Source organism: Haloarcula sp. CBA1115 (assembly GCF_000827835.1).
GTDB classification, from domain to species: Archaea; Halobacteriota; Halobacteria; order Halobacteriales; family Haloarculaceae; genus Haloarcula; species Haloarcula hispanica.
Genome location: NZ_CP010529.1, coordinates 2969134 through 2980997, shown reverse-complemented (window position 1 = coordinate 2980997; position 11864 = coordinate 2969134). Strand labels below are relative to the sequence as shown.

The window sequence follows — 11864 nt, the reverse complement described above, 5'->3', positions numbered from 1 at the left end:
CTGATTCCAGAGTGTATATGAACAGACGGGAGTTCGTCCGGACAGCAGGGGGGGCCGCCGGTGCTGCGGCGACCCTCAGTGCCACCGGCGCAGCCGCCGCACAGGAGGAAGGCGGTGACGGTGCGAAAACCGTCCCGGACTACGGCGGTTTCCTGGATTCGGTCGGGAACTTCGACGGGTCGACCGTCGACGCGACCGGGCAGGACACAGTAACTGTCGAGGTCGGCGTGCAGGCCAACGGCGGCGCGTACGGGTTCGGCCCGCCAGCCGTCCATGTGGACAACGGCGCGACCGTCCAGTTCGAATGGACGGGCAACGGCGGCGGCCACAACGTCGTCTCGGACGGCGACGGACCGCTGGACTCCGGCAGCACAGCCTCCAGTGCCGGCGTCAACTACGAGCACACCTTCGAGGAGGACGGCATCTACCCGTACCTCTGTGTCCCCCACGAGGGACTCAACATGAAGGGCGCTATCGTCGTCGGCGAGGAGTACCCGACGCAGACAATCGGTGGCGGCGGCCCGGTCGAAGTCGACCCGCACTACGCCGGCGTCCCGATTCAGCCACACTACGTCGGGTTCGGCGCTGGCCTCGCAGTCATCATCCCGCTGATATTCACGTTCTTCCAGCTGAAGTACGGCGAGTCGCCCCACACTAGCGGAGGGAACAACTAATGGCGTCCGAAGGCTCCACGTACGGTGATATCCACCGGTACGAACCGCCGCGCGAGAGCACAGCAGCGGCTGTCGGTATCGTACTTCTGACGGTGATTCAGGTCGGCCTCGTCGGCCTCTTCACCTACGGCATGATCGCCGGATGGGCGTCCGGCATCGGCACGGTGTTGACGGTCCGTCTCATCGAGGCCAACATGTTCATGGGCGGCGTGTTGACGGCGATCTTCATCGATCTGGCGTTCATCATGCTGCTGTACCGAAAGGAGTTCCTCCCCGACGTGATGATCGTCAAGAAGCGCCGTCGCAAGTGGGAAGACCTCTACATCCGTCAGGAAGACGTCGACGGCACGACGATGGCGGACGGCGACAAGCTTGCAGAGACATTCAAACGCGCAGTGTACCCATACTACAAGAAATAATATGCCACTTGATGAAGACAAATATCCGGCTGAAACAGGCCGTCGTCGCTTCGTAAAGGGCGTCGTCGGGAGTGCGGCACTCTCCAGCGTCGGCGTCGGTGGCGCCGCAGCCGTCGACGCGACGACGGATGCCGCCGGCGAAGGTGGCGGAACGACGCCGTTCGTCGCCGTCGAGAACACTGACGGACCGGCTCCGCGAGGAATGCCGATCATCCCCATCGAGATCAACGGCGGCGAAATCAGCGGTATCTGGCCGGAATACGACGAGAACGCCGGTGCGGCGGTCGCATCCGACTTCGGCGGGAGCGGTATCGACTACTCCTCGCAGTGGTTCCAGTACTGTGGTATCCAGAGTACTGCGGCTATCTACCCGCAATCCGAACGGAACAACACGTTCCTCAACAGTACTGGATCCTTCTCCTGGCAAGGGGAGTACGAGTCCGGCAAGCCGATGACGGTCGACATGTTCGACGACTACCAGGAGTGGGGCAACGGCATCGGCGACCCTGGCGTCGGGAAGCCCGCAAGCGTCGTCTGGCGGACCAACAGCGAGGGCAAGAACGGCGCCCCAGTGCAGATAATCCGGTCAGTCGAAGTCGAGAAGATGGCCAACGGCGAGGGCGAGTACGCGAACCTTCCCGGAAACGTCCAGTCGTTCGTCTCCGAGGCGACCGACCAGGGCTTCATCGCTTGGCTGAACAAATGTACACACTTCTGCTGTGTGCCCGGGTTCAAGACACAGGAGGGAAGCGCTAACTTCGCCGCAGCCAACGACATCTACTGTCAGTGCCACCAGTCCGTGTACGACCCGTTCAGTCCTGTGCAATCGACGTTCGTGGCGCTGCCACGCCCACCAAAAACGGAGTAATCAATGAGTCTCGAACGCAAAGACGAACACGACCACAAAGGCTGGATGGAATCGCGCGAGCTGACGCCGGTGGAATCGGTGTACTTGACCGTGCTCATCTGGCTCGACAGGCGACTGCGCGTCGTTGACTACCTAGAGATCCTCGAAGATCTCTACTACAAGGTCAACATGCAGATGCCAAAGAGCCACACGGAACAGTACAATCTCGACAACAAGTTCTGGTACTGGTACCCACTGTACGCACTCGGATCGTTCTCGACAGTTGCGTACGTCGTCGCCGCGATATCCGGCGCGCTGCTGGGCTTCTACTACGCACCGGCCGCCGCAGCTGCCGACGGGTCGCCGACGGTCGCGTACGATTCAGTGATGCTCATCATGGGCCAGCTCAACCTCGGCTACTTCCTGCGCTCGGTCCACCGCTGGGCCGCACAGATCATGGTCGCCGCCGTGTTCCTCCACATGCTCCGCGTGTACTTCACCGGAGCGTACAAGGAGCCGCGGGAGCTGAACTGGCTCATCGGCATCGTCCTGATTTCGCTGACGCTGGTGTTCGGGTACACCGGCTACCTGCTGCCGTGGAGCCAGCTCTCGTTCTGGGCCGGCCAGATCGGCGTCGAGATGTCCCTCTCCATCCCGCTTATCGGTGAGTGGGTCGCACAGCTGATGTTCGGCGGGTTCACGCTCTCGCAGGCTACGCTACAGCGCATGTACATCCTGCACGTGTTCTTCCTGCCGTTCATCACGACTGCTATCATCGCGGTCCACATCGGCATCGTCTGGATGCAGGGGATCGCTGAGCCACACTAATACTATGAGCGACAACGACACAGACGACGTTCGCACGGACGGTTCCGGCACCGGTATCGTCTCGCCGGACGACGAGACTCCCGCATGGTCCGAGCGAAAGGAGCGGACCCAGGGGCTCTCCCGGCTGACCTACGAGTACTTCGAGCGGGCGCGCCGCGAGGACCAGGACCTTCGCCAGCAGTCGGACTACGTCGAGCGTGACGTGCTCGCGTTCCCGGCCTGGCCCCACGAGATGATGCGCAACATCGCGCTGACGTCGTTCTTCGTGGGCATGATCCTGTTCGTCTCGGCGACGTTACCGCCAGAGATGCCGAACCCCGCTAACTCCGCTGTGACGCCGGCAATTATCCTGCCGGACTGGTATCTCTACTGGTCCTTTGGCCTGCTCAAGCTCGGCCCGCTGAACCCCGAGCTGAGCATCCTCGGCGGCTCGAAGCTCATGGCTGACCGAACCTACGGTGTGCTGGCAAACGTCGTGGTCGTCGGCTTCGTTGCCATCGTCCCCTTCCTGAACAAGGGGTCCGCGCGCCGTCCCGTCGAGCAGCCGTTCTGGGCTGCGGTCGGGATGTCCGGCGTCATCTTCAGCCTGACCATCGCCGCGCTGTCCATCAAGAACCTCGTCCCGATGGACTCGCACCTGCTGTTCGACCTGACGTTCCTCGTCCCTATCGTCAGCGCGACCATCACCTACGCGGTGCTCAAGACGATGCGCGAGGGCTACATGTTCGACCTCAACCGTCGGTACTACCGGCTGCGGCCGCCGAAGTAATCTGACCGGTCGATTTCTCCGTCGGTTTTTACATTCTCTGCTTACTACTACCGCGAGCGTTGCGACTGCATCTCGCCGCAGTAAAGTGGCTCCCGCCCGTACTAGCGACGATGACAGAGGACCAGTCAGCGGGGGCTGAGGACGGTTCGGAGCGGCGGGACGTTGTGGTGCCGCTGCGCGTGTACAAGGCCGTGACGGTGTTTTCGACGCTGTTTGCGGTCGTCAGCGTCGTCGCCGGATTCATCCTCGTCGACGTGGCGACACAGCGGGCCTCGGCGCCCGCCTCGGAGATCGACGTTCCGGTCGGCATCGCTGGGATCGCGTGCATCCTCGCTGGCACAGTCATCTATGCGTTCTCGACGCGCTTCCGTACCGAGGAAATGGGAAAGTCTAAAGACGACGCTACCTAACGTTCGGATAATGGCTGACGAGTTCATGAAGGGGTTCGCGTGCCTCATGGTCGGCGGACTGGGCTGGATGACCATCAAGGGCTGGTACAACACGCCGAGTTTCGAGGGGGCACAGCTCACCGGCGAACTTACTATCGAGGAACCGACCACGTTCGATCAGATCGCCCTGTTCATGGGCGACGCGTTCTTCTGGTTCGCGGTGCTGGGCGCGCTGACCTTCTGGGTCGTGCTTCCGCTGATCAGTGAATTCCAGGCGTATCTCAACGAGCGGTCGGCGTAACAGTACGCAGTAGCTGTTCTCTGAAGGCGAAATAGACGCCGCTCTCAGTTCGCAGTATGGTCGACTGGCGCACCGTCTTCGTCACGCACCTGGATCCCGCGTGAGCGAAGCGCCGCGGCGAATTTTGTTGGTGACACCCCGCTGTACGTCGCCGCCTCTTCGAGCGTGAGCGTTTCCCCGCGATACAGTGTCAGTGCCGTTGTGAGGGACCTGTGTGACATCTTCGTCTACACCGATACAAATACAGTGCGAGTATTAAACTATTTCGCCTACTTCTAAGCCAATCAGCCAGACTATCCGGAGAAAAGTGAATATATGAGGCCAATAAAGGAAAGAATGTGTACAAAAGTAAGATATTGAACCCAGTATTGCTTGCCGACCACACACGTAGGGCTATCAGTACGCGCGACTAGCGGATTATAGGCACTCGAAGACGACAGAACGAGAAACCGTGTTTAGATGATGGCGCTCCAGGGACCCTTGATGACCCAGAACAGGCTCTGGTAGCCCGCGTACATGAACACTACGAGGGCAGCGACGATGGCCCCTTTCGGCCGTTCCAGCGGAATGTCACGGCGCGCCTCGACTTTCCGGGATTCGAACTCGAAGAAGTCAGTGATGACTGCGCCGAGGACGAGTACCGACAAGACCATCCCGCCGTGATGGTGGAGCGTCATGTAGAAAAACGACAGCACGACCAGTGCAATGTTGGTGAACGTGTGTGCCGGGTGGCGGCTGACCGCGTCCGCGCCATCGTTTTCGTACTGTTTGACGTGGCTTCTGTGGGCGAGCTGCCGGGTCAGGAAGTTGACGATTACCACTCCGAAGATGACGTATTCGATGAGGAGCGCGCCGCCGACCGTGGGGCTCCCCAGAATGGTATCCAGTGGCCCAAAGAACGTTACGGATGGCTGCATATGCAAAGCTCTGTCCACCGTCCATTAGTGTCTTTCCAATCTCACTCGAACCTGGACTGGCTCTCGTCGACGACGGCGGTCCGAACGGGGGAGCCGAGCGAGATCGTGATACTCTCCTGATAGCCCACGGGCTGCGATACGCGGTCATCGACGAGTAACTCGACGGTCGCCTCGTCGCGTTCCACCGAAGCACTGAGTCCGGCGACAGGCAACACCCAGTGATCCGGGTCGGTCGCAAACGGTGCGATCGGTGCCACCACTGCCTGGTCCGACGGCGCCAGAATCGGGCCGCCGACGCGGTGGGCGTAGCCCGGTGAGCCAGCGGCCGTTGCGATTACGACGCCGTCGGCCCGGAACTGCCCGATGCGGTCGGCCGTCGACGCGATAGTGAACTCGGAGATGCGGGCCGCGTCGGCGGTAACGAGAGTCACGTCCCAGAACGCCTGTTCGACCGTTCCGTCAGGCATCGCCACGCGGAGGACCGGATGCGTCTCAACCCGGGCGTCAGCAAGCCCTGACACAGCGGCGACGGCGTCGTCTCGCGGTACTGATCGGACGCCGCGACCAGCCGCGACCGGCAACACGAGCGGGTCACCGTCGACCCGCGCCGCTGCAGCGACGGCGTCCTCACCGACTGCCACGACCCGGTCGGTCTTCGGAACAGTGCCGTCACTACCCCGTTCAACAGCCACGCCAGCGTCTCGAAGTTCGTCTGCTATGGCGTCGTCACCGACCACACCAACGGGGGTTCCCATCATCTGAAACTCCGGGCCGGCGGAAAAAAACCTGCCGCACTCCGCGCGGTCACTTCAAATATCGAGGCGACGGCGCGCGTATTCGACGAGAATCGGCATATCCGAAAGGTGGGTCAGCTTCGCAATCGCCCGACGGTCACCGCCGTTGATCTGCCTGAGGGTGTCCTGTCCGGTGCTCCGGAGGTCGTCCATCAGCTGATCGTACCGCTCGTTAGGAGCGAGATACAGCAGCTCCGTCATCATCAGGCGGGCGTTGTGTTTCGGGGCTACCTCGCTGTGCCAGAGCTGATCGTAGACAGAGAGGTTCTCCGCGGAGGTGTCGGGTTCGTCGGGCTTGAGCGCCGAATCGGCTGTCGCGGCGGCGGCGCGGGCCGACTTCATCCCCTTGTGGATGCCCTCGCCCCACAGCGGGTCGACGGTCGGGACGGTGTCGCCGATAGCCATGAAGTTGTCCGTGCTCATCGAATCCGGGGGCTGGATGTGGGCCGACCCGCGGTGGGCTTGCGTACCCTCGATCTTTTCGGCGTCGTCGAATCTGGGGTCCGAGTCGAGCCAGTACTCCAGATAGTCGTCGATGCCCATCCCGTCTTTCGCGTACTTCTGGTGAGAGCCGTTCTGGATGTAACAGAGGCCGACCTTCGCTGTGTCTTCACCGGTGTGGAAAATCCAGGAGTAGCCGCCCGGGGCGAGGTCGTGATCCAGGCGGAGCATCATCGCGTCCCGGAGGTCGGCGTAGTCGTCGTGGTTGACTTCGACGCCCTCGAACTCGTACTCGACACCGATAGCCTGATGATCCCGCTTGAGGTTACACACGTCGAGTTTCTTCGCCAGTGGCGCGGCAGGGCCGGTGGCGTCGATGACGATGTCGGCGTACACCTCCTCGTCGCCGTCGTACCGGACGCCGACGATCTCCCCGTTCTCCATGATCGGTGCTGAGACACGGGCGTCGAAGCGGTAGGTCGCACCCTTGCTCCGACCCTCCGAGACGAGCCACTGTTTGAACTCCGCGAACTCCAGGACCGCTCCGGTCTGATTGCGGACGTAGTGGTCGTTGGGGGATTCGAGCACGACGTCGTCCGTGTAGTTCATCACCACGTCATCGGGAATCGCAAAGCCCGTCATCGCCGACATGAACGTCCCGGCGGTGGACTTGTTGCTCTGACGCGGGAACTCGTCTTCGGACTCGGTTTCGAGAACGAGCACCTCGTAGTTTCGCTCCGCTAGATCACGGGCACACTGCGCTCCAGCGGGCCCGGCTCCGGCTATCACCACGTCAAAGCGCTCGCGCATGGTTGTGGGTATTCCCTGTCGGTAATCAGTCTTTCCGAATACACCGAGGGCGGTCTCGAAAGGGTAAAGACGGCCCCACTACCATGACGGGAACACCCGGGGCGACATACAATGTTCAAGACAGGCGCGGGCGTGCTCGCGGACAGGCGGCGGCTTCCCACGGCCGTACGGGCGGTACTGGGATACTACGCGGACACCGGCGTGTTCGACGCCGGCAGCCTCTCGCTGAAATCCGAGATCGACGACCGCACCGAGGCGATGGTCGACGACGTGACCGACCGCATCGAGGACGCCCTCGAAGACGAGTTCGGCCGTCCGGTCGAGTTCTCCTATGACACGAAGCTCATCCTGCCCGCGCAGCTGACGCTCGGCTACGTCTACCGCAACGCCCGTCAGCAGGCACCCGGCGACCCCGTTATCGACGCTATCGCCGACGGCGTGCCGACTGTCGACGAGACGGCACTGGAAAAGGGGCCGGCACAGGACCTCGCGCCCCGCGAGATGGTCGTCCGCGCCGAGCAGATGACCCGCCTCTCCATCGAGGCGCTCATCGACGGCGACATGCGCGACGCCATCAACGACGACGAGTTCGAAGATTTCGAGGTTGACTTTGACGCGAGTGAAGCCGACCGCCGCCGCGTCGCCGAGGTCGCCCAATCCGCGCTACAGTCCCACCTCGACGGCCTGTTGGAGGATATGCCACCTGTCGTCGAGAACGCCTACCAGTGGGCCGTCGACTACAGCGAGGCCCATCAGGACCGCGACGGCTACTTCCGGGAGCTGATGACCGCGGCCGAGGACGGTGACGAGGACTCTCTGACCGATATCCGCGAGGAGTACAAGTTCGCCGAGTACGACGAGGAGCCGGCGACACTCACCGAGACCGAAAAGGAACTCCCCTACAGCAAGACCCAGTACGCCCGCGTCGGCGTCCTCTACGACGGGATGCTGGACCTCTACCGACTCGCCGGCCTCGATATCGACGACGAGTTCGCGAAGGCCATCGTCCTCGCCATCATCGGTGCGCAGGTGTGGCTCGACGACGTCGACGACTACGAGGACGACCGCGCGGAGGGGCAACTGACGCCAGTCACCGCCGAGTACCTGCTCGCGCCCGACGACGAAGCCGCCTATCGGCGCGTCGTCGACGTGACCGAACAGTATCTCGACCTCGCGAAGTCGTACGCGACGGCCGCCGACTCGCCGCTGACCGGCGTCGCTGTCGAGTACATCTACCGCTCCGGCGACCCGGACGTCCTACCCGGCAAGCCCGAGTAGGCGCACGAACGACAGCGACTCGACCCAAGCGCCAGAGTTTATATCCCGCCGCCCGCACCGGAATTTGAATGCTTCACTCGTGGGTGGGCAGGGTCGTCGCTATCTGTGGACTGTTGGCCGTGCTGTTCGCGCTCATGGTCGGATTCGGTGCGGCCACGCCCGCTCCGGCGCTGGGTGACTACCCAGCCGAGGACGCACTGGCCGAGGACTACGACAGCCACGTCGGCGAGTACGTTCAGGTGACCGGCACGGTCAGTGGGACCAGCCCCGTCGAAATCGCCGTCGAGTACGAGTACGCTACTGGCGGCGAGCGCCACAGCGGGACGCTCACAGTCACGGTCCGGAACGTCGACAGAGCCGTCGCCGAAGGCGAATCGCTGCAGGTGTACGGGACGCTCGGCCCGGATTGGACCATCACCGCGGAGAACAGCGTGAGTGTGCCCGCGACAAACTACGTTGCGATGTACCTCGTTTCTGCCCTCGCCGGCCTGTGGACCCTCGGGCGACTGATCTGTGGCTGGCGGCTTGACTGGCAAACGGGGGCACTGTGCCGGCGTGAAGAGCCGCTCAGGCCGATACGAGCGCTCCTTACGATGATGCGGGAGGTGCGTGCCTGATGCCGGATCTGCTCTCGCACGCTTTCATCGCGTTCACCATCTGCACCCTCCTGTCACTGCGGTACGACTGGCTCTCTGGAGAGTACGTCACCGTGGGGATGGCCGGCGCGTTCATCCCGGACATGGCGAAGATCAAGCTTCTCGTGGATGCTGCAACCGTCGAGGCAACACTGGATATCCCGTTCGACTGGCTGGGCGTCCATACGCTCGGCGGCGCTCTCGTCGCCGTCCTCGTTGGCGTGGTCGTCGTGAACCGCTCCGACCGACGGCGCGTGTTCGGTCTGCTGTCGCTTGGAGCCACCAGCCATCTGTTTGCCGATGCGCTCCTGTTGAAAGCCTCTGGGCGGTCCTACGAAGTGCTGTGGCCACTGACGCAGTACCACCCGCCGACGCCGGGGCTGTATCTGAGTACGGATATCTGGCTCACCGGCGTCACTGGGTCCGTTGCAGTGGCGGCCTATCTCTTTGTGCAGTACAGAGCGTAGCGCCACTTCCCTCGACCCTCCCTCAGCGTTTCCCCAGCGCTGTCTCGAACACGCGCTGGGCTCGCTCGTAGGCGGCGTTCCGGTCGACGATTGGATGTGGGTACTCCGGTGCCAGTTCCTCGCGTTCGCCGTTCGAGAGCGTCGGCCAGTCGACGATCATGTTCGCCGGAACGTCGCGAAGCTCTGGCACATACTCCGTGACGTAGTCCGCCCCGCTGTCGTACTTGCTCATCTGTGCGACCGGGTCGAAGATACGTACGTCCACGGAGTCGGTCCCGGTCGATGCTGTCCACTGCCAGTTCGCGGCGTTGCTGGCGGGATCGTGGTCAACGAGCTTCCGGCGGAAATGACGGGCCCCCTCGCGCCAGTCCACGAGGAGATGCTTCGTGAGGAAGGAAGCGACGTTCTGACGCGGTCGGTTGTGGATGTACCCCTCCCGTTCGAGCTGGCGCATCCCCGCGTCGACGAGCGGATACCCCGTCTCGCCGCGCTTCCAGGCCTCGAAGTCATCCGCGTCGTTTTCCCATTCGATGGGGTTCGGGAACGCCTTGTAGTTCTCCGACAGCAATGTGGGGTTGTAGTACAGTAGATGGTAGTTCTGCTCGCGCCAGGAGAGTTCGTAGCGGTACTTCTGGATGTTCCGCTGGGCGTCGCCGGTGGCTTCGGCGTGGCGGTCGGACGCGTCGCGCCACATCTCGCGGATGCCGATCATCCCCGCTGCGAGATACGGCGACATACGCGAGACGGCGCTGGTGGGCCGCTCAACGGCGGCCCGCATGTCGTCGCGGGTGTCGTTGTAGGTCTCGATACCGCCGGTGAGGAAGTCGTCGTACCGCTGCCGTGCGCCCTCGTAGCCGGGCGTCGGCAGGTCGATATCCGTATCGATGGTCGGGGCCGTCGTCGGGTCCGACACATCGACGAGCGAGTCCGAGTCCGGACTCCCGACCGGCGGTAGCTTGTGGTGGGCCTGCCAGTCGTCGTAGAAGCGACTGTGGTTCTCGTACTCGCGGTCAAGTCCGGCCGGGTCGACCAGCACGAGGTCGGTCAGCGATTTCGTCGAGAGCGCGTCGTCGACGCGGCGTTGGCGGTTGCGTCGCGCGGGACGGTAATGCTCGTTGTAGTACACGCGGTCAGCGTTGTACTTTTCGACGACGTCCGAAAGCACATCGACGGCGGCCCCCTTCCTGACGAGCAAGTCCCCACCGTGGTCCCGATAGGCCTGTTTCAGCGCTCGCACACCGGCCAGCAGGAACGCCCGCTGGCGCTTCCCGACGCTTGCCAGCAGGTCTGTGTCGATAACGTACACCGGTAACACTTCGTCGTCTGCGGCGGCGGCAGTCAACCCCCGGTTGTCCGGTATCCGGAGGTCACGCTGGTGCCAGAAGACGTGCATACCTTTCATTGGGGATACCTGCATATGGGTCCGAACCCGATTCTATTGTGTGTGGGAATCAAGGCCACAGCACAGTCTGTGGTCGGGATACTGAGACCGCTACGCGGGCTTGTGAACGAGGTAGCAGTACTGCGTGAAACTAAAAAAGGTCTCCCCGTGAGCCGCCTGTTCTCGGAGGTCATCGGCCCAGGCCTGTGCCTCTCTCGGCCCGATTGCCTCGTGGTCGGCCGCGTAGTCCTCGATGAACGTCATGAGGTGGGCCGCGAAGGTGTCGTCGAGGCTGGTGTTGACGATGGTGTTCGGTTCGACCCGGTCAATCGTCAGTCCGGCCCCGCGAAGATGCGGGGCAAGGTGGGAACCCAGCCGCGGGTGCGGGCAGTGGTCGTCGAAGGCATCGAGAACGCGCGCCATTCGTTCGGGATTGGGGCTGCGCCACACCAGCGAGGAAAAGTCGGCGTCACAGACGACAGCTGTCCCGCCGGGCCGCAGAACTCGGGCCAGTTCCGAAACAGCCGAAGCAACTGTTTCGAGGTACTCGAACACCTGCACCGCAACGGCCGCGTCAGCCGATTCGTCGGCCACTGGGAGGTCATCGGCGTTTCCCTGTGCTAGGGTCACCTGCGGTAGCGGGGCACAGCGCGCTCGGGAGAGTTCGAGCATCGCCTTGCTCCGGTCGATACCGTGAACGTGTCCCGCATTGCCGACCGCCCAGCCGATCTCCGCCGGCTCAAAGCCCGGCCCACAGCCGATAGAGAGAACCTTGTCGCCTGGTTCGGGCGCGAACAGGTCCCGTACTCGCTCCCGTCGCGCCACGGCCGCCGGCGTGCTGTATATCGCTTCCTCTTGCCGGGCTTCCGCCTCGTCGTAGTCGAGTGTGCCGCCCATTTCCGTACACTGCCCAT

Annotated in this window: 16 protein-coding genes; 10 read left to right on the top strand and 6 right to left on the bottom strand. The window is 62.9% G+C overall.

Features of this window, described 5'->3' with window-relative positions:
• Positions 1-17: 17 nt before the first annotated feature.
• From SG26_RS14885 to SG26_RS14855, 7 genes are all read left to right on the top strand, one after another.
• Positions 18-674: a halocyanin domain-containing protein gene (locus SG26_RS14885; RefSeq protein WP_014040236.1), complete on the top strand. Its 657-nt coding sequence runs from the start codon at positions 18-20 to the stop codon at positions 672-674.
• A complete protein-coding gene (locus SG26_RS14880) occupies positions 674-1093 on the top strand; it encodes a hypothetical protein (RefSeq protein ID WP_050037991.1) in 420 nt (139 codons plus the stop codon). Before SG26_RS14885 ends, SG26_RS14880 begins: the two co-directional genes overlap by 1 nt.
• 1 nt (position 1094) lies before the next feature.
• Complete coding sequence (locus SG26_RS14875; protein WP_014040234.1) at positions 1095-1961, top strand: Rieske 2Fe-2S domain-containing protein; 867 nt, start codon at positions 1095-1097, stop codon at positions 1959-1961.
• Positions 1962-1964: 3 nt separating this feature from the next.
• On the top strand, positions 1965-2768 hold the full coding sequence (locus tag SG26_RS14870) for a cytochrome bc complex cytochrome b subunit (RefSeq protein ID WP_008309387.1): 804 nt from the start codon (positions 1965-1967) through the stop codon (positions 2766-2768).
• Positions 2769-2772: 4 nt separating this feature from the next.
• Positions 2773-3537: a cytochrome bc complex cytochrome b subunit gene (locus SG26_RS14865; RefSeq protein ID WP_014040233.1), complete on the top strand. Its 765-nt coding sequence runs from the start codon at positions 2773-2775 to the stop codon at positions 3535-3537.
• A 110-nt stretch (positions 3538-3647) separates the two neighbouring features.
• A complete protein-coding gene (locus SG26_RS14860) occupies positions 3648-3947 on the top strand; it encodes a hypothetical protein (RefSeq protein WP_050037990.1) in 300 nt (99 codons plus the stop codon).
• Positions 3948-3957: 10 nt separating this feature from the next.
• Positions 3958-4227, top strand: a complete 270-nt coding sequence (locus SG26_RS14855; protein ID WP_004517812.1) for a hypothetical protein — start codon at positions 3958-3960, stop codon at positions 4225-4227.
• A gap of 44 nt (positions 4228-4271) precedes the next feature.
• Here SG26_RS14855 and SG26_RS21180 read toward each other — a convergent pair whose 3' ends face one another.
• The 4 genes from SG26_RS21180 to SG26_RS14840 all read right to left on the bottom strand — a co-directional run bounded on the left by SG26_RS21180 (position 4272) and on the right by SG26_RS14840 (position 7189).
• Positions 4272-4448 (bottom strand): UPF0175 family protein, encoded by a 177-nt coding sequence (locus SG26_RS21180; RefSeq protein WP_129755103.1) that lies wholly within the window; start codon positions 4446-4448, stop codon positions 4272-4274.
• Between the two features lie 234 nt (positions 4449-4682).
• Positions 4683-5144, bottom strand: coding sequence for a hypothetical protein (locus SG26_RS14850; RefSeq protein WP_008309394.1), 462 nt, complete (start codon positions 5142-5144; stop codon positions 4683-4685).
• A gap of 41 nt (positions 5145-5185) precedes the next feature.
• The gene (locus SG26_RS14845) at positions 5186-5899 is read right to left on the bottom strand and encodes an NAD(+)/NADH kinase (protein WP_050037989.1); all 714 of its coding nucleotides are present in this window, start codon (positions 5897-5899) and stop codon (positions 5186-5188) included.
• A 54-nt stretch (positions 5900-5953) separates the two neighbouring features.
• A complete protein-coding gene (locus SG26_RS14840) occupies positions 5954-7189 on the bottom strand; it encodes a digeranylgeranylglycerophospholipid reductase (protein ID WP_014040230.1) in 1236 nt (411 codons plus the stop codon).
• A gap of 111 nt (positions 7190-7300) precedes the next feature.
• Here SG26_RS14840 and SG26_RS14835 point away from each other — a divergent pair, with 111 nt between their 5' ends.
• From SG26_RS14835 to SG26_RS14825, 3 genes are all read left to right on the top strand, one after another.
• Positions 7301-8467 carry a hypothetical protein gene (locus tag SG26_RS14835; protein WP_008309399.1) on the top strand — a complete coding sequence of 389 codons (1167 nt, stop codon included), beginning with the start codon at positions 7301-7303 and terminating at the stop codon, positions 8465-8467.
• Positions 8468-8535: 68 nt separating this feature from the next.
• Positions 8536-9084: a hypothetical protein gene (locus SG26_RS14830; RefSeq protein WP_050037988.1), complete on the top strand. Its 549-nt coding sequence runs from the start codon at positions 8536-8538 to the stop codon at positions 9082-9084.
• Positions 9084-9569: a metal-dependent hydrolase gene (locus SG26_RS14825; protein ID WP_014040227.1), complete on the top strand. Its 486-nt coding sequence runs from the start codon at positions 9084-9086 to the stop codon at positions 9567-9569. Before SG26_RS14830 ends, SG26_RS14825 begins: the two co-directional genes overlap by 1 nt.
• A 22-nt stretch (positions 9570-9591) precedes the next feature.
• Here SG26_RS14825 and SG26_RS14820 read toward each other — a convergent pair whose 3' ends face one another.
• Both SG26_RS14820 and SG26_RS14815 read right to left on the bottom strand, forming a co-directional pair.
• Positions 9592-10962: a deoxyribodipyrimidine photo-lyase gene (locus SG26_RS14820; RefSeq protein WP_050037987.1), complete on the bottom strand. Its 1371-nt coding sequence runs from the start codon at positions 10960-10962 to the stop codon at positions 9592-9594.
• Between the two features lie 99 nt (positions 10963-11061).
• Positions 11062-11847: a methyltransferase domain-containing protein gene (locus SG26_RS14815; RefSeq protein WP_050037986.1), complete on the bottom strand. Its 786-nt coding sequence runs from the start codon at positions 11845-11847 to the stop codon at positions 11062-11064.
• Between the last annotated feature and the right edge of the window lie 17 nt (positions 11848-11864).